Annotated in this window: 19 protein-coding genes; 7 read left to right on the top strand and 12 right to left on the bottom strand. The window is 73.6% G+C overall.

What is annotated here, in order from left to right; genetic code table 11:
* Positions 1-33: 33 nt before the first annotated feature.
* Positions 34-1,437: a polysaccharide biosynthesis tyrosine autokinase gene (locus tag QL983_RS03240; protein ID WP_095347210.1), complete on the bottom strand. Its 1,404-nt coding sequence runs from the start codon at positions 1,435-1,437 to the stop codon at positions 34-36.
* Between the two features lie 315 nt (positions 1,438-1,752).
* Between QL983_RS03240 and QL983_RS03235 the strand changes: the two genes are divergently transcribed.
* From QL983_RS03235 to pth, 3 genes are all read left to right on the top strand, one after another.
* Entirely contained in the window at positions 1,753-2,916 is a 1,164-nt protein-coding gene (locus QL983_RS03235; RefSeq protein ID WP_230297516.1) for an O-antigen ligase family protein, read from the top strand.
* A gap of 185 nt (positions 2,917-3,101) precedes the next feature.
* Positions 3,102-3,725 (top strand): 50S ribosomal protein L25/general stress protein Ctc, encoded by a 624-nt coding sequence (locus QL983_RS03230; protein WP_044659564.1) that lies wholly within the window; start codon positions 3,102-3,104, stop codon positions 3,723-3,725.
* 7 nt (positions 3,726-3,732) lie between these two features.
* Entirely contained in the window at positions 3,733-4,308 is a 576-nt protein-coding gene (gene pth / locus QL983_RS03225) for an aminoacyl-tRNA hydrolase (RefSeq protein WP_230297517.1), read from the top strand.
* 44 nt (positions 4,309-4,352) lie between these two features.
* On the opposite strand, the gene QL983_RS03220 is transcribed toward pth, so the two are convergent.
* On the bottom strand, positions 4,353-4,922 hold the full coding sequence (locus tag QL983_RS03220; RefSeq protein ID WP_230297518.1) for a phosphotyrosine protein phosphatase: 570 nt from the start codon (positions 4,920-4,922) through the stop codon (positions 4,353-4,355).
* An 86-nt stretch (positions 4,923-5,008) separates the two neighbouring features.
* Positions 5,009-5,536, bottom strand: coding sequence for a DUF2505 domain-containing protein (locus QL983_RS03215; protein ID WP_135019297.1), 528 nt, complete (start codon positions 5,534-5,536; stop codon positions 5,009-5,011).
* Positions 5,537-5,719: 183 nt separating this feature from the next.
* On the opposite strand from QL983_RS03215, the gene QL983_RS03210 reads away from it, so the two are divergent.
* Positions 5,720-6,799 carry a MauE/DoxX family redox-associated membrane protein gene (locus tag QL983_RS03210; RefSeq protein ID WP_230297519.1) on the top strand — a complete coding sequence of 360 codons (1,080 nt, stop codon included), beginning with the start codon at positions 5,720-5,722 and terminating at the stop codon, positions 6,797-6,799.
* Positions 6,796-10,440: a transcription-repair coupling factor gene (gene mfd / locus QL983_RS03205; protein ID WP_230297520.1), complete on the top strand. Its 3,645-nt coding sequence runs from the start codon at positions 6,796-6,798 to the stop codon at positions 10,438-10,440. The genes QL983_RS03210 and mfd overlap by 4 nt, the downstream gene beginning before the upstream one ends.
* Positions 10,441-10,446: 6 nt before the next feature.
* Here mfd and QL983_RS03200 read toward each other — a convergent pair whose 3' ends face one another.
* A complete protein-coding gene (locus QL983_RS03200) occupies positions 10,447-10,779 on the bottom strand; it encodes a PqqD family protein (protein ID WP_098093389.1) in 333 nt (110 codons plus the stop codon).
* Positions 10,769-11,656 carry a nucleotidyltransferase family protein gene (locus QL983_RS03195; RefSeq protein ID WP_207476811.1) on the bottom strand — a complete coding sequence of 296 codons (888 nt, stop codon included), beginning with the start codon at positions 11,654-11,656 and terminating at the stop codon, positions 10,769-10,771. Before QL983_RS03195 ends, QL983_RS03200 begins: the two co-directional genes overlap by 11 nt.
* A gap of 212 nt (positions 11,657-11,868) precedes the next feature.
* Between QL983_RS03195 and QL983_RS03190 the strand changes: the two genes are divergently transcribed.
* Positions 11,869-12,435, top strand: coding sequence for a hypothetical protein (locus tag QL983_RS03190; protein WP_207476270.1), 567 nt, complete (start codon positions 11,869-11,871; stop codon positions 12,433-12,435).
* 108 nt (positions 12,436-12,543) lie between these two features.
* Here the strand turns inward: QL983_RS03190 and QL983_RS03185 are convergent, their stop codons facing one another.
* Positions 12,544-13,935, bottom strand: a complete 1,392-nt coding sequence (locus QL983_RS03185; RefSeq protein ID WP_207476268.1) for a polysaccharide biosynthesis tyrosine autokinase — start codon at positions 13,933-13,935, stop codon at positions 12,544-12,546.
* A gap of 126 nt (positions 13,936-14,061) precedes the next feature.
* On the opposite strand from QL983_RS03185, the gene QL983_RS03180 reads away from it, so the two are divergent.
* A complete protein-coding gene (locus QL983_RS03180; protein WP_207476261.1) occupies positions 14,062-15,396 on the top strand; it encodes an O-antigen ligase family protein in 1,335 nt (444 codons plus the stop codon).
* 10 nt (positions 15,397-15,406) lie between these two features.
* On the opposite strand, the gene QL983_RS03175 is transcribed toward QL983_RS03180, so the two are convergent.
* The 6 genes from QL983_RS03175 to QL983_RS03150 form a co-directional block, all read right to left on the bottom strand.
* A complete protein-coding gene (locus QL983_RS03175) occupies positions 15,407-16,345 on the bottom strand; it encodes a hypothetical protein (RefSeq protein WP_207476258.1) in 939 nt (312 codons plus the stop codon).
* The gene (locus tag QL983_RS03170; RefSeq protein ID WP_123243891.1) at positions 16,342-17,409 is read right to left on the bottom strand and encodes an acyltransferase; all 1,068 of its coding nucleotides are present in this window, start codon (positions 17,407-17,409) and stop codon (positions 16,342-16,344) included. The genes QL983_RS03175 and QL983_RS03170 overlap by 4 nt, the downstream gene beginning before the upstream one ends.
* A 78-nt stretch (positions 17,410-17,487) precedes the next feature.
* Positions 17,488-17,793, bottom strand: a complete 306-nt coding sequence (locus tag QL983_RS03165) for a hypothetical protein (RefSeq protein ID WP_036317357.1) — start codon at positions 17,791-17,793, stop codon at positions 17,488-17,490.
* Positions 17,794-17,851: 58 nt separating this feature from the next.
* Positions 17,852-18,541 (bottom strand): deoxyribose-phosphate aldolase, encoded by a 690-nt coding sequence (gene deoC / locus QL983_RS03160; protein WP_049144972.1) that lies wholly within the window; start codon positions 18,539-18,541, stop codon positions 17,852-17,854.
* Between the two features lie 20 nt (positions 18,542-18,561).
* Complete coding sequence (locus QL983_RS03155) at positions 18,562-20,292, bottom strand: phospho-sugar mutase (RefSeq protein WP_207476257.1); 1,731 nt, start codon at positions 20,290-20,292, stop codon at positions 18,562-18,564.
* Positions 20,292-21,137 (bottom strand): purine-nucleoside phosphorylase, encoded by an 846-nt coding sequence (locus QL983_RS03150; protein WP_002854392.1) that lies wholly within the window; start codon positions 21,135-21,137, stop codon positions 20,292-20,294. Before QL983_RS03150 ends, QL983_RS03155 begins: the two co-directional genes overlap by 1 nt.
* Positions 21,138-21,221: the final 84 nt, after the last annotated feature.

Here is a 21,221-nt window from a genome sequence, read left to right as displayed (position 1 = left end):
GTGCGGGGCCCCAGCGTGTGGAGGGGACTGGCGTCAGCCCTTCTTCGCCCGTGCGGCCCGACGGGACTTCTTTCCGCCCTTGCCGGTTCCCTGCAGGTACTTGTCATGGGACTTGTGGTACGTGCTCTCGTACCCGTAGCCGTAGCCGTAGGAGTAGCCGCCGCCGCGCTGGGAGCGCGCGACGCCGTTCATGACGACGCCCAGCAGATGCGCGTCCACTGCGGCGAGATTCTCCACAGCCGCCTCCAGGTGGTCCTTGCGGGTCCGTCCCTGACGCACCACGAGCACCGTCCCGTCCACAGCGGCGGCCAGGAGGGAGCCGTCCGTGACGGGCAGCAGGGGAGGGGAGTCGACGATGACGAAAAAGTCCTCCGACGCCAGCTTCAAGAGGGCCCGCATGCGCTTCGAGCCCAGCAGCTCCGACGGGTTCGGGGGCGTCCGGCCGGCGGGAAGCAGCGTGAGGTTCGGGATGCCGGTGGCCGCGAGGGCGTCGTCCGGCTGCACCTCACCGGCCAGCACCTCGGACAGGCCCACGTCGCCCGCCACCTGGAAGAGGTCGTGCTGCCGGGGCCGCCGCAGGTCGGCGTCCACCACGAGCACCCGTTCGCCGGCCAGGGCCAGGGCGCGGGCCAGGTTCGACGCGACCGTCGACTTGCCCTCGGAGGGGTCCGCGCTCGTGAACGAGACGACGCGCGGCGGCTCGTCGACGGAGACGAACTTGAGGTTGGTGCGCAGCGCCCGGATGGCCTCGCCGGCCCGGGGGTCGAGGTCCACGGCCTCCTCGCCCGTGCGGGTCAGGGACGCGTTCTCCGGAACGGCTCCGATCACGCCGGCGCCGGTGATCTCCTTCACGTCGGCGCGGCTGCGCACCTTCACGTCCAGGAGGCGGCGGAGCACGGCGATGGCGAGTCCCGCGCCCAGTCCGGCCACCGCGCCCAAGAGGACGTTGCGCCGGGTGTCAGGGCTCACGGGGGCAGAGGGCACGCGGGCATCGGACAGCGGCACGACCTCCAGCGGGCTGTTCTTGTCCACGTCCGCCGCCACGTCCGCCGTCGCCTGCAGTGCACTGTTCGCCAGCTGCGCGGCGGTCTCGGGATCCGTCGAGGTGGCGGTCACCTTGATCATGCTGGACTCGGGGACGAGCACCGCGGAGAGCGAGCCGTCGCCGTCCTGCCCCGTGTCCTGTGCCACGCGTTCACGCACGGCCTCGCTGTTGATCAGGGCGACGTAGGCCTGAGCCCGGCTCTCGGCGGGCAGGTTGCTGGTGATGAGGCTCTGATCTGCAGCCCGGGCGGCGAGGAACCCCTGAGATTCGGATGCGTAGATCCGGGGCTGCAGTGCGGAGTAGCCCCAACCCAACAGACCCCCCACGAGGGCTGCTGCCAGGAGCAGCAGGAGGTTGGCGCGCAGGAGGCGGAAGAAGTCGACGATCGTCACGGGGCACCTCGGGGGTCATGGACGGGGATGCGCGGGCCGTTGTGGCCAGGAAACGCACAGGTCCACGGTACCAACACCTACCGTGCGCTCTGAGGCCCCGAGGACGAGGCCCGCCACCGCGCTACGCTGAGCCGAGTATTGCCCGGCGTCCACGAAAGGTTCCGCACCATGCGCCCGAGCACGCCCCGTGACCGGACGGCTGCCCGCGCCATGGGGGCCGTCGCGCCACCCGAGGCCCGGCCTGCCAGGCGTCACCCCTCACTCGGCCTCGTCCCGGACGGTCAGGCCGCGTGGACCCGCTCCCCGTGGAACCCCTTGGTCACGCCGGCCTCACCGCGGCTGTTCGAGGCCGTGCTGGCCATCGGCCTGGTGATGGATGCGTTCACCGCTCCCGGCCTGCCGATCCCGTTCGCGGAGTTCTCCGCCATCCTTCTGCTGCTCCTCGCCTCATTCCGGCAGCCCCGCCGGGACCTGTCCCACTACGGCGTGCTGGCCCTCGTCGCACTGGCCCTGGTGGCGTATCTCGTCGCGGTGACCGTGCACAACGACCTCGACCCCACGCGTCGCGCCACGAGGATCACGCTCCTGATCCTGCTGATCTACGCCATCGCCAGCGAGAGGATCGACATCAAGGGCGTCCTCTACGGGATGACGGCCGGCGCACTGATCAACGTGCCCCTCTTCTACGCGGGCCTGGCCCCGGACACCTACGGCGGCTACCTCACCGGGTTCCTGGGGGACAAGAACGTCTCCGGCCTCTTCTACGCGCTCCTGCCCGTGCTGCTCGTGGCCACCATGCAGCGCATGGGCCCCAAGCTCCTCGTGCTGGGCGCCGGCTTCGCCCTGACGTTCCTCACCGGCTCGCGGACCTCGATGGCCGGTCTGCTCTGCGCCGTCGTGTGGATCCTCGTGAGCCCCTACCTGGGGCGGGTCCTGCGTATCGCACTGGGGGTCGTCATGGGTTGGTTCGTCAGCTGGGCCGAGGAGAACCTGGCCGACCTCGGCATCTTCGGAGACCGCACGGGCACGGACTGGTTCCGGGCCGAGATCCAGCAGGCGTCCGCGGAGAAGGTCGCGGACACGTCCTTCTTCGGCCAGGGCCTCTCCACGGCCTTCGTGGAGCTGGACAACGTGACCATGTTCTTCCACAACTCCTATCTGGGGCTGCTGGTGGAGGGCGGCTGGCCGTTCCTGATCGTGGTGGTGGGCGCCTACCTGTGGCTGTGCCTGCGGCCCTTCGCCCGGACGCACCGATCGCCGTCGCGGGTGGCCGTCGAGGCCGCCGCCCTCATCATCCTGGTGACCTCCCTCCAGCTGGGTGAGGTGTTCATCACGATCTTCGGTGCCGTCGTCCTCGGCTGCGGTCTGCTGCTGAGTGCCCAGGAGAATGAGGAATCCCAGGGCGCGCCCGCGAAGGACCGGGCCCACCGCCGCAAGCTGGACCGCATCATCGAGCGGTCCCGGCGTGCAGGCGTCTGAGCCGGCCCGCCGGCGTCGGTGCTATCCTGTCCAGGTTGCCCAGGCGAGGGAGCGCGCGCTCCGTGATCGACGAGGCCGCCACCGCGCGTCAGCATGCTGACCCGCTGCGGCACAGAAGCCCCCTCCTGGCCGCATCCCGCGCCGCCCCCGGCAGCGCGGCCGAGACCCCCACAGGAGGACGCATCATGTCTGACCAGCTCAAGATCAAGGTCACCCGCCGCACCGACTTCGGCAAGGGCGCCGCCCGCCAGGCCCGCCGTGCCGGCCTGATCCCCGCCGTCGTCTACGGCCACGGCCAGGATCCCGTGCACCTGCTGCTGCCGGCCCAGGAGACCACCCTGGCCGTCCGCAACCCCAACGCCCTGCTCACCGTCGTGAACGAGGCCGGCGAGGAGCACCTGGTCCTGCCCAAGGACATCCAGCGCCACGCCATCAAGGACACCGTGGAGCACCTGGACCTCATCGAGGTCCGCCGCGGCGAGAAGGTCATCGTCGAGGTCACCGTGCATGTCGAGGGCGAGGTCGCCCCCGGCAACGACTACGTGCTGGACTACGTCACCGTGCCGGTCGAGGCCGACGCCACCGACCTGCCCGAGGCCGTCACCATCTCCGTCGAGGGCCGCGAGGCCGGCGACCACGTGTACGCCCCGGACGTGCAGGTCCCCGCCGGCACCACCCTGCAGCTCGAGGACGACATCGTCATCGCCACCGTCTCGGAGGTCGTCGAGCAGGACCTCGGCGACGAGTCCGTGCAGGAGGAGCAGGCCGCCGAGTCCGCCGAGGGCGAGTCCGAGGGCTCCGAGGACTGATCACGCCATGACGACGGGGACCACGCTCATCGTCGGGCTCGGCAATCCCGGGCCCGAGTACGAGCGCACCCGTCACAACGTCGGCCAGATGGTGGCGGATGAGCTCGCCTCCCGCATGGCGGTCGGGTTCACCCGCCACCGGGCCGGCGCCGTGGTGGCCACGGGTCGCCTCGGCATCGGGGGACCGCGGGTCGTGCTCGCGAAGTCCACCGGCTACATGAACGTCTCCGGACGCCCCGTCTCCGCGCTGGCGGCCTTCTACGGGATCGGCCCCGAGGACCTCGTGGTGGTCCATGACGAGCTGGACATCCCGTTCGACACCCTGCGCCTCAAGCGCGGCGGGGGAGAGGGCGGCCACAACGGCCTGAAGTCCATCACCGCCTCCCTCGGCACGAAGGACTACGCCCGCGTGCGCGTCGGCATCGGCCGACCCCCGGGGCGCATGGACGTGGCCGACTTCGTGCTGCGCCCCTTCACCAAGACCGAGCAGGACGTCCTGCCGCTGCACGTGGACCGCGCGGCGGACGCCGTCGAGAAGCTCGTCACGGACGGGCTCGAGGCCGCCCAGCAGGCGTTCCATTGACCTCCCGCCCCGCGGCGTCGTCGACGCGCGGGGGCGTCCGGGTCTCAGTCCGCGCGGCTCACGGCGCGGGCCAGGGCGTCCGCGATGGTCTCCAGTGCGGGATCCATGGTCTGGATCATCTCCGCGTACCCCTCCACCGGCCCGCGGAACGGGTCCACGACGTCGAGGGGCTGGGCGGCCGACCGCGCGAGGGCCCGGTGGCGGGCCGCCTCCGCGGCGAAGGCGCGCACCCCGCGACCGGCGGGGATCCAGTCCCGTCCGTCTCGCTCGTCCATCGCGCGGACCAGCGCCGCGAGCTCCAGCACGGTGAACACGCGGGTGACCGCCTGCGGCACTTCACGAAGTGCGAAGCGCATGTGCTCCTGAGCCGCGGCCAGCACGAGGTCCGCCTCCACCACCATGAACGGCTGCAGAGCGGCAGGCCGGTGGCCTTCCAACCCGGCGACGCCGGCCTCCGCGCCGAGCTGCACGAGCGGCGGGGGCACCGTCAGCGCCTGGTTCGGCTGGGAACCGGCGCTGCCGACCTCCACCCGGCCGGGGACCAGAGCCGCCAGCCGGCCCTGCAGGGCGCGGCTCGCATAGGCCGAGCGGCACACGTTGCCGGTGCACACCATGAGCACAGCGTCCGGCGCCGGCAGTGCCCGACGTCCCCGCCGGGCCGGCGGAGCCGGGCTCGACGGGGCGGGGCGGGAGAACGGGATCAACCGCGCGCGGCTCCGCCGTCACGCTCGAGCCACGAGGACAGCGCCCGGGCCTGGTGATTGACGACCTTGCCGACCATCGGCTCGGCCTTCGCCGCGAGCTTCGAGCCCACCAGCGGGATCCGGCAGACGAGGGTGCCGTCCACGGAGAACTGGGAACCCTCACCAGCGGCGGTCAGGCGGAGGGCGCCGTCCGCCGTCGACTTGGCGGAGGGCACGGTGATGGTGGTGGTGCCGGTGCGGGAGCCGTCCGCGGCGGGCGCGTCCCACCGCTCCACCTGCTCCACCTGGAGGGCGGAGCCGATGAGCTTGCGGGCCATGTCCGGGACACGGTCCGGGATGCGGTCCGCGGGCAGGGAGCGCACAGCGGTCACGGTCATCGCGCCCTCCGGGGAGCCCTCGACGGAGAACGAGACCAGGGAGCCGCCGAAGGACTCGACCACGGAACGGTGGAAGTCCTCGGACGCCAGGGCGGCCGCCACGGCCGCCGGCGGGTGCGGGATGGACTGCTGAGCGGAAAAGGCCACGGTGTCTCCTCGGGTCGAATCGGGCCGCGCCCGGCGGGCCGTGAGAGGGCCGGCACCGGTTCGCCGACGGCGATGGGCGTCCATCCCTCACCTTATATGCTGGCCTCCGCGACCCGGGTCCCGTGCACGGTGCCGGGACCGGCCGCGCGACCCCTCGTGAACCCCCTGGAAGGTGTGTCCGCCATGTCGGCACTCTGGGCCGTGGCCCTCATCATGCTCCTGAGCGGGACGGCGAAGCTCCGTTCCGGCGAGGACGTGCAGGCCACGTTCACCCGGCTCAAGGTGCCCCGCCCGTTCGCGGCCCCCGCCCTGGCGCGCGCGTTCCCCTGGCTCGAGCTGCTGCTCGCCGCCGCCCTCCTGCAGCCCTTCACCCTGCTGCGTCCCGTCGTCGGCCTGGTGGCCGTGGCCCTCTTCGCCGCCTTCCTCGCGCTCGTGGTCCGGGCGAAGGACAACGGCGTCTCGTGCGGCTGCTTCGGGGAGGCCTCGGCCGCCCCGATCTCCCGCACCACGGTGGTCCGCAACATCGTCTTCCTGGTGCTCGCCGTCCTGGCCCTGGTGGAGGGGATCGTCTCGCTGGCGGTGCACGGCGCGGGCCTGGCCTGGCAGCCGCTCACCGCCTTCGGCGCCGGGGCGTGGGCGTGGGCTCTGTTCGTGTCCGTGCTGCTCGCGACCGCCGCGTTCCTGGCCGGCCGCGAGTCCGTCCCGGCCGCACCCGACGCCGCCCCGGCGACGCCCACGCCCGAGGCCCCGGCCGCCGTCGACCCCGTGGGCGCGGCCGAGCCCGAACGCCGCCCGTTCCCGGACGCCGTCGTGGTCGCGGACGGCGAGTACACCGGTCTGCACCGGCTGGTCCAGGACGGGGCCGTGGTGGCCCTGCGCCTGTCCACCGGGTGCGGCTCCTGCGCGCGGGTGATCGCGCGGCTGGACGAGTTCAAGGACGCGCTCGGGCCGGTGCGGCTGCGGGTCCTCATGCCCCAGCGCGCCCCCGGCGCCGACGGGGCGATCCGCAGCGGCGCCGTCGACGCGTCGCTCGTGCTCACCGACCCGAACGGCGCCGCCTCGCAGGCCATCGGCCTGCACTCGTTCCCCACCGCCGTGCTGCTCGGCACGGACCGGCTCACCGCCGGCGGCCCCGTGGGCGGCGCCGACGACGTGCTCGCCTTCCTCGAAGAGATCCGGGAGATCATGACCACCGAACTGCCCGCCGTCACGGACGCCGCCGTCACCGACGGCCCCACCGCTGCCCCGGAGGTCCGCGCATGACCACCCCCGTCCTCGCCCCGCTGCTGCCGCGCCTGCGCGCCGAACGCGCGTTCGAGGCGGCCGCCGCCTCCGCGTCCCGCCCGCTCGAGGCCCGGGGCGTCGAGCTGGAGATCGGGCTGCCCGACGGCGCCCGCGCGCCCCTGCTGACCGTCCTCGCCGAGGCGCTGGCCGAGGGCCACGGCGAGCGCGCCGCCGTCCTCGTGGTCACCGCGACCACCCGCGAGGCCGAGGACCTCGTGACCGACCTCGCCGCCTGGGCCCCCGCCGGCGCCGCCGCGCTGTTCCCGTCCTGGGAGACGCTGCCCCACGAGCGCCTGTCCCCGCGCTCGGACACCGTGGGCGCCCGCCTGGCCGTGCTGCGCCGCCTCGCGCACCCGGAGGAGCACGCGGAGGGCCCGCTGCGCATCGTCGTCGCCCCCGTGCGCGCCGTGCTGCAGCCCCTCGTGGCCGGGCTCGGCGAGCTGAGCCCCGTGACCCTGCGGACGGGGGAGGAACGGGACTTCGACGGCGTGGTGGCCGCGCTCGCGGACGCCGCCTACTCGCGCGTGGACATGGTCAGCCGGCGCGGCGAGTTCGCCGTGCGCGGCGGGCTGATCGACGTGTTCCCGCCCACCGAGGACTACCCCGTGCGCATCGAGTTCTTCGGCGACGAGGTGGAGCAGATGCGCTGGTTCTCCGTGGCGGACCAGCGCTCCCTCGAGGACACCACGGAGGACGGCTCGGGCCACCCCTCCGAGCTGTACGCGCCCCCGTGCCGTGAGCTGCTGATCACGGACCACGTGCGCCGGCGCGCGAAGGAGCTGATCCCGGCCATGCCCGCCGCCGCGGACATGCTGGACCGGATCGCCGAGGGCGTGGCCGTGGAGGGCATGGAGTCCCTCTCCCCGCTGCTGGCCGAGGCCATGACGTCGCTGCCCCGCATGCTGCCCACCGGCTCGTTGACCGTCCTCGTGGAGCCTGAGCGCCTGCGCGGCCGCGCCGACGACCTGCTGGCCACCAACGAGGAGTTCCTCCAGGCCGCGTGGGCCGGCGCCGCGCAGGGCGCGGTCGCCCCGGTGGACGTGGCCGGGGCGGACCAGTCCGCCGCGGGCGGCTTCCTCACGGTGGCCGAACTCCGCGCGGCCGCGCTCGAGCAGGACCAGGGGTTCTGGTCCGTCACCGCGCTGGTCTCGGACGATGAGCTGCTGCCCGACGCCGCCACCCTGCGCGCCACCCTCGGCGTCCCGCAGACCTTCTCGGGCGACATCGAGGCCATGGTCGCGCACACCCGCGTCCGGCTCGCGGAGGGGTGGCATGCCGTGGTCCTCACCGACGGCCCCGGCTCCGCCCGCCGTCTCGCCGAGCTCACCACGGAGGCCGGCCTCACGGCCTCCGTGGTGGACGGGCCCCTGCCCGCGGACCTCGCCCCGGGGCGGGTCTCCATCGCGACGGCGCCCGTCGGCTCCGGCTTCACGATCCCGGACGCGCAGATCGCCCTGATCACGGAGCACGACCTCTTCGGCCGGCACCGCACCGCGGGCACGCGCGCCCCCGGGGCGCGGCTGGCCCGGAAGCGGCGCAACGCCGTCGACCCGCTGACCCTGCAGCCCGGCGACCACGTGGTGCACTCCCAGCACGGCATCGCCCGCTTCGTGGAGCTGCAGCGCCGCAAGGTCACCGGCGGCCCGCGCACCGCCCCCGGCGCCGAGGAGTCCTACCGCGAGTACCTCGTGCTCGAGTACGCGCCCTCGAAGCGCGGCGCTCCCGGCGACCGGCTGTTCGTGCCCACCGACCAGCTCGACCTGATCTCCACCTACGTGGGTGGGGAGACGCCGTCGCTGTCCAAGATGGGCGGCTCGGACTGGGCGCAGACCAAGTCCAAGGCCAAGCGCGCCACCCGCGAGATCGCCGGCGAGCTCATCCGCCTGTACTCGGCCCGCATGGCCTCCCGCGGCCACGCGTTCGCCCCGGACACCCCGTGGCAGGGCGAGCTGGAGGAGGCGTTCCCGTTCATCGAGACGCCGGACCAGCTGACGACCATCGAGGACGTCAAGAAGGACATGGAGGCGGCCGTCCCCATGGACCGGCTCGTCTCCGGCGACGTCGGCTTCGGCAAGACCGAGGTGGCCGTGCGCGCCGCGTTCAAGGCGGTGCAGGACGGGAAGCAGGTGGCCGTGCTCGTCCCGACGACGCTGCTCGCCCGCCAGCACCACCAGACGTTCTCCGACCGGTTCGCCGGCTTCCCCGTGAAGGTGGCCGCGCTCTCCCGGTTCCAGACCGCCAAGGAGTCCAAGGAGGTCATCGAGGGGCTCGCGCACGGCGAGGTGGACGTGGTGATCGGCACCCACCGGCTGCTCTCGGACCAGGTGCAGTTCAAGGACCTGGGCCTGGTGGTCGTGGACGAGGAGCAGCGCTTCGGCGTCGAGCACAAGGAGGCGCTGAAGAAGATGCGCACCAACGTGGACGTGCTCGCCATGTCCGCCACGCCCATCCCGCGCACCCTCGAGATGTCCCTCACCGGCATCCGCGAGACCTCCACCCTGGCCACCGCCCCGGAGGAGCGCCACCCCGTGCTCACCTCGGTGGGCCCGTACTCGGACCAGCAGGTCACCGCGGCCATCCGCCGCGAGCTGATGCGCGAGGGCCAGGTGTTCTACGTGCACAACCGCGTCACCACCATCGACAAGGTGGCCAAGCGCATCGCCGAGCTGGTGCCGGAGGCCCGGATCGCCGTCGCCCACGGCAAGATGAGCGAGGCCCGGCTCGAGCAGATCATGGTGGACTTCTGGGAGCGGAAGTTCGACGTGCTCGTCTCCACCACGATCATCGAGACCGGCCTGGACATCGCCAACGCCAACACCCTGATCGTGGAGGACGCCCATCGCTACGGCCTCTCCCAGCTGCACCAGCTGCGCGGCCGCGTGGGCCGTGGCCGCGAGCGGGCGTACGCGTACTTCCTGTACGACCCGCAGAAGCCCCTGGGCGAGGTGGCCCTCGAACGGCTCAAGGCCGTGGCCACCCACAACGAGCTCGGGGCGGGCATGCAGCTGGCCATGAAGGATCTCGAGATCCGCGGCGCCGGCAACCTGCTGGGCGGGGAGCAGTCCGGCCACATCGCCGGCGTGGGCTTCGACCTGTATCTGCGGATGGTGGGCGAGGCCGTGGCCGACTTCAAGGGCGAGGAGGACACCGCGCCCGCCGAGGTGAAGGTGGAGCTGCCGGTCAACGCCCACCTGCCGCACGACTACGTGCCGGGGGAGCGGCTGCGCCTGGAGATGTACCGCAACCTCGCCCAGGCCGCGGACGACGCCGCCGTGGACGCCGTGGTGGAGGAGCTCAAGGACCGCTACGGCACGCTGCCGGAGCCGGTGGAGGCGCTCGTCGCCGTCGCCCGGTTCCGCAACCGGGCGCGGGCCGCGGGCGTCACCGAGGTGATGCTGCTGGGGCAGAACGTGAAGTTCGGCCCCGTCGCGGACCTGCCGGAGTCCCGTCAGATGCGCCTGACCCGCATGTACAAGGGCGCCCAGGTCAAGCCGGCCCTGAACGGCGTCCTCATCCCGCGGCCCAAGACCAAGCCGGTCATGGGTCAGGACCTCGTGGACGTCCCGCTGCTCGAGTGGGCGCAGCAGGTGGTCGACGCGATCTTCGCGCCGGAGGGCTGAGCCGGGTCAGGCCGTCCTCACGCGGTCGAGGACGCCGTGCGTCTCGAGCATCTCGAGGAAGGCATGGACGTCGGCCGCGACGTCGGCGGGAGCGAGGCCGAACGCCTCCGCCACCTGGACCGTGACGTCCGTCGTCGACAGCGGCACCGGCGGATCCGCGATCAGGTCGTCCCCCGGGGTGCGGCCGCCCACGAGGACGTCCCAGATCACGTCGCCCGAGGCGCCCAACAGCAGCGGCTGACCGGCCTCGAGCGTCATGACGGCGGCCTGGCCGCCGGCGGTGCGGGCCCACGCGATGTCGGGGGCGAGCGCCCAGCCCTCGGTGGTCTCACCGGTCACGGCGCACCGCCTTCGTCCAGGCCCAGCCGGCGAGTGCGCCGAGCCGGGCGCGCTGCTCGCGCCACAGGTCTGCGCGGGTGACGGGTCGGCCCAGGCGCATCTGCAGATGGGGGCGGTTCACCGGGATCGTGCGGGCCACGAGGGCGGCCCGCTCCCGCACCGTGGCGGCCGACCGCCACCGGGTGCGGAACAGCTCAAGACCGCTCTGGCTCTCGTGCAGCGCCGCGAAGAGGGTCAGCTGCCGGGTGTCGACGCCGTCGGCGGCCTCGCCCGTGGCGACGTGCCAGGCCGCACCCGCGTCCAGCCGGTGGGCTTCCTCGCGCAGGGCGGCCCAGCTCTCGGCGGGGAGGGACTCCCGGATGTGCCGGACGTCGAGGCCACCGCGGAACGGGTCGCGGGCCGCGTGGACGATCACGACGAGCCGCTGATGGTGCGGGCTCGGCACCGGGACAGACCGGCCGGCGATCACGAGGTGGATGTGCTCGCTCCACAGGGCGTCGAAGGCCGCCTCGGGGGACGCGCCGAGGCCGGGGAAGAGCCGATGCACGTCCACGTACCCCAGCTGGTCATGCCAGAGCGTGGCCGCGTGCTGGAAGATCGACCCCTGAGAGAAGGTGGCGACCGGTTCCCAGCCGTGGGAGCCCAGGAGTGCGATGACGGCGTCGGCATCGGCCGGAGGGACCAGCAGGTCCACGTCCGAACTGCGGCGGTGCTCCGGGTAGACGCCGGGCGCCGTGGCGTAGCCCTTGACGTGCAGGCCGCGAATGCCGACCCGGTCCAGCAGATGCGTGATTCGGGCGTGGGCGAGGCGGACGCGGACCTCGAAATCCAGGGACGGCGGGGCGGCCGGTCGCGGTCCCGTCGCTCGTTCGCCCATGGCCGCGAGCTTAGTCGACCGAAAGGAGGGCCCCTCCTCCACACGGGTGCACAGGGAGGCTGGCGACGAGCTGGGCGAACCGTCTACACTGTCTTTGAGACCTCCACAGCCGATTCTCATGAAGGGTGTCGCGGGGGCTCTTGTCCGCTCGCGTGACCCCTGACCCCGTTCGGGCGCGAAAGCCACACCTCAACGCGAAACGAGTGAAGCCCATGCAGAAGAACACCTCCACCCTCTCCCGTCGCAAGGTGACCGCCGGCATCGCGTGGTCGGTTCCGGCGGTCGCCGCCGTCGCCGCCGCCCCGTTCGCCGCCGCTTCCCCGACCGCCTGTGTCAACGTGACCTCGGGCGCCGCCGTGAAGTACCAGGGCGGTGGCCACCGCGATGGCATCAAGCAGGGCTACGGCTTCACCATCACCGTCACCAACACGTCCCCCACCCCCGTGTACGTCAGCCCGGGCGAGTGGACCGTGGCGTTCGACGGCCAGGCCACCCGGAGCGGCAAAGACGCGCGTCTCTACACCGCCCCCCCGTGCGAGGGAGGCACGCGACTGGCCGACGGGGATGCCAAGCTGCGCCTCCAGCCGGGCAAGTCCAAGACCTACCACTACGTGCTGAACGAGACCGGCAACTCGGGCGAGGAGACCGGCTGCGTCTATGGCAAGCTGGAGCTGGCCCTGCCGACGGGCGCTCCTGAGGGCGCGGATCTGTGCAACGGCGGCGTCGTCGATTTCGGCAACTGCTTCCAGACCACCCCGCCCTCGGTGAAGAAGTGCTGATCGTCTGAGCACCACATCGAAGGGCCCCGCCTCCCCGGAGGCGGGGCCCTTCTGCATCCCCGGGCCCGTGCCGTCGGTGCGGCGACCTGGCCCTGTGGCCGGGCGCGGTCAGCGTCCCGACGTGTCGCTCGCGGTCCTGGCCGCGGCGTCGGCGGCGTCCCGGGGCGCCTGGTAGTAGACGTCGTAGCTGCCGCCGTCCGCGCCGTAGCCCCCGCCGTAGTAGTCCGAGCCCACACCGGAGGCCGGGGTGCCGTTGAGCACGACGCCGAGCACCCGGGCGTTGACGCCCGCGAGCATGTCCCGGGCCACCTCGAGGTGCTCTTTGCGGGTCTTGCCGTGGCGGACCACCAGGACGGTGCCGTCCACCGCCGTGGCGAGCAGGGTCGAGTCCGTGACGGGCAGCACGGGCGGGGCGTCCACGAGCACCATGTGGGTCTCGGCGAGGGCGGTGAGCAGGTCCCGCATGCGGGCGGAGCCGAGCTGTTCGGACGGGTTCGGGGGAGTGCGGCCGGCCGGCAGGAGGAGCAGCCCGTCCTCGCCTACGGGGATCAGCACGTCCTGGAGGGCGACGTCCCCGTTGAGGACCTCAGACAGGCCCACCCGGCCGTCGACGCCGAACTGCAGGGCCTGGCGGGGGCGCCGCAGGTCGGCGTCGATGAGGATCACCGGCTGGCCGGCGGCCGCCACGCTCAGAGCCAGGTTGCCGATCACCGTCGACTTGCCCTCGCCGGGGTTGGAGCTGGTGAACGCGATGGTGCGGGGCGGGTCGTCCACCGCAGCGAACCGCAGGTTGGTCCGCAGCTGGCGCACCGCCTCCGATGCCCGGGGGGAGAGGGGTGCCATCGGCTCCGTGCGGCCCGCCTTCATGCTGGGGTCCAGGGGGATGGCGCCGAGCAGGCCTGCCCCGCCCGCCACCTGGGCGTCCGTCGTCGTCCGCACGTTGACGTCCAGGAGCCGCCGCAGGAGCGCGACGATCAGGCCGAGGACGAGGCCTGCGCCCAGGCCGTACAGCAGGTGGCGGACGCGGTCCGGGCTCGAGGGCGTGGCCGGCGCGAGGGCGTCCTCCATGGCCGTGACCTTGACGTTGGACGTCGGATCGAGCTCATTCGCCACGTCGGCGGTCGCCACGAGCGCCCCGTTGGCCAGCGCGGCGGCCTGCTGCGCGTCGGGGGCCACGGCGGACACCGTGATGAGGTTCGAGTTCGGCACCAGGGCGGCGCTCATGGTCGCGCCGGCGGTGTCCAAGCCCTCGGCGGCGATCCGCTCGCGGACCGTGCGGCTGTTGATCAGCGGGATGTAGGACTGGGCGCGGGTCTGGGCGGTCTCGGTGCCGGAGATGCTCGCCTCCCCCTCCACCGTGACGAACGCGGTCGAGGTCGCGGTGTACAGCGTGGGCTGCAGCAGCGAGTAGAGCAGGCCCAACGCCAGGCCCAGGGCGGCGCACCCAAGGATCACCAGGCGGTTCGCACGCAGCACACGGAGGAAATCGATGATGTTCATGGGATCCCAGGATCGAAGGGCAGCGACTCAGGTCACTCTAACAAGCGGGACAGCCCATTCCTTCGCACTCGTCTACGCTGGGCGTGGGGTGGAGACGCGCCCCGGCAGGGCGACGGAGGAGCGGTCATGACGGTGGGGCACGACGCGCACGGACTGCGGCACTCCGACCCCCGCTACGTGGCCCTGCAGGCGGAGCGGGAGAGACACGCCCGCGCCGCCGCCCGGGGCACGTCCGTGTGGTCGGCCGACCAGGACGCCGTCGTCCCCCGCGAGCCGCTGCGCATACCCGAACTGCTGCTCGGCGCCCTGCTCGCCATGGAGGCGTTCGGCGTCCCCCTCGGCCCCGTGGCGCTCCCGCTCAACGAGGCGGGCATGCTCCTGCTGCTGGCCCTGGCGTTGTGCCGACGGTCCCGCCGCGATGTCTCCGCCCTCGGGTTGACCGCCGTGCTCGCCGCCGCCGTGCTGCTATTCCTCGCGATCGTCTCCGTGTCCCAGGGCATCCCGGACCTGGAGTGGCTGCGCCGGTGGGTGCGGATGGCGGCCCTCGTCGGGCTCGTCGGCTGCATCGCCGGCGGCCGGCTCAGCCTGCGCTCGCTGGCCGTCGGGCTCGGCGCCGCCCTGGCCCTGAACGTGCCCCTCTTCTACGCCGGCCTCGTCCCCGCGCCCTACGGCAGCTTCCTGACCGGCGTCCTCGCGGACAAGAACGTGGCCGGCCTCTACTACGCGGCCATGCCGGTCCTGGCGCTCGCCCTCGTGCGGACGCGGCGGTGGAAGCTGATCCTGCTCGTCGCCGCCGCGGTGTGCGTCGTCCTCACGGGCTCTCGCACCTCCATGGCGGGCTTCGCCTGCGCCGTCCTGTGGCTCTGGCTGACGCCACGGATGGGGGCGGGTCTGCGCCTGGTCCTGCTGGCGGTCCTCGCCTGGGCGGTCGCGTTCGCCGAGGAGAACCTGGCCCGCATCGCCTTCTTCGCGGACCGCACCGGCACGGACTGGCTGCGCTCGAACATCCAGGCCGAGACGGCTGCGCGCGTCGCGGAGACGCCGTGGTACGGCCGGGGCCTCACCACGGCGTACGTGGACTTCGGCGGGTCCACGTGGCACTACCACAACTCCTACGCGGGCCTCTACACCGAGGGCGGCGTCGTGCTCCTCCTCGCCGTCCTCGGCGCCTACGCATTCTTCGGGCTGCGCCTGTTCAACGCCCGGCTGCGCACCCCCTCGCGCGTGGCAGTGGAGGCGGCGGCCGTCGTCGTGTTCGTCTCCGCGACACAGCTGGGCGAGGTGTTCATCACGATCCCGAGCATGCTCGTCGTCGCCGCCGGCGCGACCCTCTGGCTCGACGAGCGGGACGCCCCGCTCGAGAGCGAGGTGCTCGAGCGGCGCCGTCGTCGGGTCCTGGCCGCGGCGCGCCGGGGGCAGCGCGTCCCGTCCTCCGGCGGGCACGCCGTCCCCGATCTCTGACGCCGGCCGGTCAGGCGCCCGTCGGCTCCTCCTCCACGAGGTCCCCGTCGAGGGCCCGGGCGATCTCCCACGCCAGCAGCTCGACGATCGGCTGCGCGGTCTGCGCCATCGCGGCGTAGCCCTCGGCGGGGCCGCGGAACGGGTCCGGCAGATCCGCGTCCGGTCGCTCCCCGTGGGCGATCAGGCGGGAGCGCAGCTCCGCCAGGGCCGTCACGAGCGCGGTGACGCCGGCGCCCGGGGGGACCGCCGCGGCGAGCTCCTCGCCGTGGTCGCGCAGGAGGGTGCCCATGCCGAGGATCGTGAAGGTCCGGCGCACCGCCGCGGGGTCCTCGCGCAGCACCTCGTCCAGGTGGTCGTCCGTCGCGGTCAGGACGAGGTCCTGGTCGGCCAGCGAACGCCCGGTCAGCTGCTGCGGTCGATGCTGCGTCAACGCGGCGCGGACTCGGCGGCTCGGCGCGAGGTCGAGCAGCGGACCCGGGACGGTCAGCGCCTGGTTCGGTTCCGTGCCCGCGCTCGTGACCACCGCGCGGCCCCGGTCGCCGAGCAGGGCGTTGAGCTGCGCCTGCAGCGCGTACTCCACGTAGGCGGAGCGGCAGATGTTGCCCGTGCATACGACGAGGACGCGGGCGCTCGGCAGGGGGCCGGGGACACGGTCGGCCGGTGAGGCAGGCGAGGCTGGCTCAGCGGCCCTGACGGGCGCGGGAGCCACCGTGCGCTCGGTCGGCGTCGCACGCTGCCGCGGCGTGGCGGGGTCGGCCGGGTGGGGGCGGAATGCCGGGCCGAGCCGGAACTCGGCGAGGCGATCCTCCCGCGCCGTGGAGGCCGCCGGGGCGTCGGCGTCGCCGCCGTCACCCGCCGGGTGGCCGCCGTCGCGGGTCGGCACCTCGGGCTCCTCCGGCGTCGGCGGCAGGAACGGATTGCGGATCGGGGGGCGATGATCCCTGCTCATGGGTGTGTCCTCTCCGAGGCGGTCGGGACGCGCGGCAGCGCGGACGTGACGGGGTGCGGGGGCTCCACGTGTCGCAGGCGGTGCACCGGGTGCCAGCGGCGGCGCGCCCCCGTGAACGGCTTGGACAGGGGGGTGGCGAGCAGGGCGAGGCCTGCCAGCCAGCTGAGGGCGAGCGCGAGGGCGAACTTGGCGGCGTTGTCCTCCACGCCGTGGCGCGTGACCCACATCAGCACCCAGCCGTGCAGCAGCACCACCACCGTGCCCGTCCGGACCAGGGCGGTGATGGCGCGGCGCAGGGCCTGACCCGTCCCGGTGCGTCGGGCGAAGGAGCGCAGCAGTCCCTCCACCGTGGAACCGAACACGAGCACCATCCCCGCGGACATCAGGACGCCCACGGCGGGGGTGAGCACCGGCGTGCCGAAGCCGCCGAACTTGATGTTGGGCGGCTCCAGGCCCAGCCGGACCGCGACCAGACCGAGCAGCACCAGGCCGACGCCGATGAGCGTCCGATGGCGTCGCACGTGCGGCTGGACGCGGCGACGGAACGTCTCGCCGCTGAGGACGAACAGCAGGCACGGCAGGGCCAGCCCGACGCCCAGAGGCGTGCGGGCGATCGCGGAGTCCGGCACGAGGTGGGCCCACGCCAGCCCGGCCAGGCCCACGGCCCAGGCGACGGCGGACGGGAAGCGCTCGAGGAATCGGCGCAGCACCGTGGTGAAGAACAGGACGGAGATGAACCAGAACGCCCACCACGGGGGCTCCTGGTCCGCGCCCCCGTACCAGCCGGTGATCATCAGGCGCCTCAGGAGGTCGGGGTCGTCGGCGAACCACGCGAACGCGGCCACGGACATGAGCGCCGCCCACACCAGGTACGGCACCATCAGGCTCCGGAAGCGGCCCCGCACGTCCGTGGCCCAGGGGCGGCCGCGCGTCCAGAAGTAGCCGGTGAGGAAGAAGAACAGCGGCATCCGCCAGATCTCCAGGTACCGGCTGAAGGTGAGGTCCGTCAGGTACGCGTGACCCAGCACCACCGCCGCGATGGAGACAAGCCGAAGGGCGTCCACCCCCGTGTTGCGGGTGGACGCCCTTCGGCGCGCGGCGGCCGGACGACCGGTGTCAGCGATCCTCGGCTCCGGGACGGCTCAGCGGTGCGCGGCGCCGGTCTCGACGGCGTGGGCGCCGGAGGCGGCGTGCTCGACGACGGGACGGGTGTGGATGGCGGTGGTGTCCACGGTGTCGCTGCGGCCCAGGAACGCCTTGGGGATCATGAAGGCCACGGTGGCCAGGGCCAGCGCGATCAGGCCGGGGATCCAGACCGACTCGAGCGACCAGAAGCCCATGGCGTAGAGGCAGCCGAGGAACGCGCCGAAGGCGACGATGAAGGCGATCAGGGAACCCCAGACGCCGCCCACGTTGGAGTGGTCGATGGCCTTGCCGTTGCGGATCACGTGATGCTCCTTCGGTGCGGTCCCGGCCGGGGCGGACGCCCGGCCGAAGTGATGCGAGTCAGTCGGATCCCAGGATAGCAAGCGCGGAGCTGGCCCCGATCCGGGTGGCACCGGCCTCGATCATCGCCAGGGCGTCTGCGCGGGTGCGCACCCCGCCGGAGGCCTTCACGCCGATGCCTTCGCCCACGGTGCGGCGCATCAGCGCGACGTGCTCGACGGTGGCGCCCGCGGTGGAGAAGCCCGTGGAGGTCTTCACGAAGTCCGCCCCGGCCTCGACCGCGGCCTCGCAGGCCAGGACGATCGCGTCGTCGTCCAGCAGGGCGGTCTCCACGATCACCTTGAGCAGCGCCCCGCCGTCGCCCGCGGGGCCGTCCGCGTGCGCGGCCTCGGCCACGGCGCGGACGTCCGAGACGAGCCGGGCGCGGTCCCCGGCACGGGCCGCGGCGACGTCGAGGACCATGTCCACCTCGTCCGCGCCGGCGTCGATCGCCTGCCGGGCCTCGAAGGCCTTGACCTCCGAGGCGTTGGCGCCGAGGGGGAAGCCGATCACGGTGCAGGTCAGCACGTCCGAGCCCGCGAGCTCGGCGGCCACCAGCGGCACCCACACGGGGTTGATGCAGACGCTCTTGACCCCGGCCTCGCGGGACTCGGCCACGAGGCGGCGCACGTCCGCCTCCGAGGTGTCGGCCTTCAGGGCGGTCGCGTCGATGTACTTCGCCAGCTCGGCGGTGGTGAGGGAGACGGTCATGTCCGCCAGCCTACCGAGGCTCAGCCGCCCACGAGGGCCGTCACCTCGGCGCGCAGCGCCTCGAGCCGCTCGGCGGCCGCGGCCGGGTCGGCGTCCCGGGTGCCGAGGTAGCACTTGAGCTTGGGCTCGGTGCCGGAGGGGCGCACGAGGACGCGGGTGCCGGAGTCGGTGGCGAACAGCAGCGCGTCCGTGGGCGGCAGCCCGTCCCCGCCGGCGGCCAGGTCCCGGCGCACGGTGACCGGTTCCCCCGCGAGCGTGGCCGGCGCCTGCTGACGCAGGGCCGCCATGGTGCGGGCGATCAGGGACAGGTCCGCCACGCGGACCGAGACCTGGGTGCTGGGCATGGCGCCGGTGACCGCGTCGACGTCGGCCAGGGCGTCCGTCAGGCCGCGTCCCTGCGCTGTGAGGGCGGCGGCCAGCTCCGCGGCCATGAGGGCGGCCGTGATGCCGTCCTTGTCCCGCACCATGTCCGGGTCCACGCAGTAGCCGAGGGCCTCCTCGTAGCCGAAGCCGAGGTCCGGGGCGCGGGAGATCCACTTGAAGCCGGTCAGCGTGACGTGGTGCCTCACCCCGTTCGCCTCCGCCAGGGCGGCCAGCTGCGGGGAGGAGACCACGGAGTTCGCGGCGCTGCGGCCGGCCGCGTGCAGGGCCGGCATCGCGTGCGCGCCCAGCAGCGTCCCGACGGCGTCGCCCGAGAGCATCCGCCACGTGCGGGCACCGTCCGCGTCGGTGACGGGCGCGGCCAGGGCCAGGCGGTCGGCGTCGGGGTCGTTGGCGATCACCAGGTCCGCGTCCACCTCGGCGGCCAGGGCGAGGGCGAGGTCCATCGCCCCCGGCTCCTCCGGGTTGGGGAACGCGACCGTGGGGAAGGCCGGGTCCGGGGCGGCCTGCTCGGCCACCACGTGGACGGGGCCGAAGCCGGCGTCCTCGAGCAGGCCCGGGACCACGGCGCCGCCCACTCCGTGCAGGGGCGTGTAGACCACGCGCAGGTCGCGGTGGCCGTGCCGGTCGTCGTCGAGCACGCCGAGGGCCGCCGCACGGTAGGCCTCCAGCAGGTCCGGCCCGGCCACGGTCCAGCCGTCGTCGGCGAGCGGGATGTCCGCGGCCCACGCCGCGTGGTCGATGCGGGCGGCGATCTGCGCGTCCGCGGGGGAGACGATCTGCGCCCCCCGGCCCGCCTCGTCCGTGAGCCGCCCGCCGAGGTAGACCTTGTAACCGTTGTCCGCGGGCGGGTTGTGGCTGGCCGTGACCATCACGCCCGCGTCCGCGCTGAGATGGCGCACCGCGAAGGCGAGCACCGGCGTCGGCAGCGGGTCCGGCAGCAGGACGGTCTGCACGCCCGCGGCCGTCAGGACGGCGGCCGTGTCCGCGGCGAAGGAGGCCGAACCGCGTCGCGCGTCGTACCCGACGACGGCCAGCGGCGGGGCCGCGTCCCGTCCGACGCCGTCCCACAGGTGCGCGGCCAGACCCGCCGCGGTGCGACGCACCACGAGCCGGTTCATGCGGGACTCGCCCGGACCCTCCTCGGCGCGCAGGCCGGCGGTGCCGAAGACGAGCGGCCCGGCGAAGCGGGCGGCGAGCGCCGCCCGGGCGGCCGCGGCCTCCGGGCCGACGCCGGCGGCCGCGTCGAGCTCGGCGCGCAGGGTGTCCCGGTGCGCGGGGTCGGGGTCCTCCGTCGCCCACCGCTCAGCCCGGGCGAGGACGTCCTCCGGGAGCGCGGCGACGTCGTCGTGCGGGGGATGCGCGGGCATCAGAGCCGCCCCACGATGTCCGCGAGCAGGCGCGCGATGCGCGGGCCGGCGGCCTGGCCGGCCTCGACGACCTCGGCGTGGGACAGCGGCGTCTCCGAGATGCCGGCGCCGAGGTTGGTCACCAGCGAGATGCCGAACACCTCCAGCCCGGCGTGACGGGCCGCGATCGCGTCCAGTGCCGTGGACATGCCGACGAGGTCGCCGCCGAGGGTGCGCGCCATCCGCACCTCGGCGGGGGTCTCGTACTGCGGGCCGGCGAACTGGACGTACACGCCCTCGCGCAGGGACGGGTCCACCTCACGGGCGATCGCGCGCAGCCGCGGCGAGTAGAGGTCGGTGAGGTCCACGAACGTGGCGCCGGCGAGCGGGGTGGCGCCGGTGAGGTTGATGTGGTCCGCGATCAGGACGGGGGTGCCCGGGGCGATCTCCGGGTCCAGCCCGCCACAGCCGTTGGTCAGCACCACGGTGCGCGCCCCGGCGGCGGCGGCGGTGCGGACGGTGTGCGCCACGGCCTGGGCGTCGCGGGACTCGTAGAAGTGCGTGCGCGAGCCGAAGACGAGGGCGTGCGTGCCGTCCGGCAGCCGGACCGAGCGGATCACCGCGTTGTGGCCGGGCACCTTCGGGGCGTGGAAGCCGGGCACCTCGGCCAGCGGCACGGCGGCGACCTCGTCGCCGATCAGGCCGGCGGCCTCGCCCCAGCCGGAGCCGAGGACGACGGCGACGCGGTGCTCCGCCACGCCCGTCGCCCGGGCGATGGTGTCGGCGGCCGCGCGGGCCTCGGCGAAGCCCGGATGGTCGCCGGTCAAGGGGGAGTCGGGGGAGGGGATGCTGGTCTGGTCGGTCACGTCGTGGAGTCTAGGTGTTGTGGGTCATGAGGTTCTTGCCACGGGGTACGGGCTGAGATGAGACGAGCGGGCCTCTCCGGGCGT

The sequence above is a fragment of the Micrococcus sp. APC 4021 genome (assembly GCF_030407635.1).
GTDB classification, from domain to species: Bacteria; Actinomycetota; Actinomycetes; order Actinomycetales; family Micrococcaceae; genus Micrococcus; species Micrococcus luteus.
The sequence above is the reverse complement of the archived record's forward strand: the minus strand, read 5'-3'. Positions and strand labels throughout refer to the sequence as shown.

Bases quoted from the DNA above. Each gene is read 5' to 3' on its own strand.
- QL983_RS03230 (WP_044659564.1), top strand. From the start codon at position 3,102: ATGTCTGACCAGCTCAAGATCAAGGTCACCCGCCGCACCGACTTCGGC.
- pth (WP_230297517.1), top strand. From the start codon at position 3,733: ATGACGACGGGGACCACGCTCATCGTCGGGCTCGGCAATCCCGGGCCC.
- QL983_RS03220 (WP_230297518.1), bottom strand. From the start codon at position 4,922: ATGGTGTGCACCGGCAACGTGTGCCGCTCGGCCTATGCGAGCCGCGCC.
- QL983_RS03210 (WP_230297519.1), top strand. From the start codon at position 5,720: ATGTCGGCACTCTGGGCCGTGGCCCTCATCATGCTCCTGAGCGGGACG.
- mfd (WP_230297520.1), top strand. From the start codon at position 6,796: ATGACCACCCCCGTCCTCGCCCCGCTGCTGCCGCGCCTGCGCGCCGAA.
- QL983_RS03195 (WP_207476811.1), bottom strand. From the start codon at position 11,656: ATGGGCGAACGAGCGACGGGACCGCGACCGGCCGCCCCGCCGTCCCTG.
- QL983_RS03190 (WP_207476270.1), top strand. From the start codon at position 11,869: ATGCAGAAGAACACCTCCACCCTCTCCCGTCGCAAGGTGACCGCCGGC.
- QL983_RS03185 (WP_207476268.1), bottom strand. From the start codon at position 13,935: ATGAACATCATCGATTTCCTCCGTGTGCTGCGTGCGAACCGCCTGGTG.
- QL983_RS03180 (WP_207476261.1), top strand. From the start codon at position 14,062: ATGACGGTGGGGCACGACGCGCACGGACTGCGGCACTCCGACCCCCGC.
- QL983_RS03175 (WP_207476258.1), bottom strand. From the start codon at position 16,345: ATGAGCAGGGATCATCGCCCCCCGATCCGCAATCCGTTCCTGCCGCCG.
- deoC (WP_049144972.1), bottom strand. From the start codon at position 18,541: ATGACCGTCTCCCTCACCACCGCCGAGCTGGCGAAGTACATCGACGCG.
- QL983_RS03155 (WP_207476257.1), bottom strand. From the start codon at position 20,292: ATGCCCGCGCATCCCCCGCACGACGACGTCGCCGCGCTCCCGGAGGAC.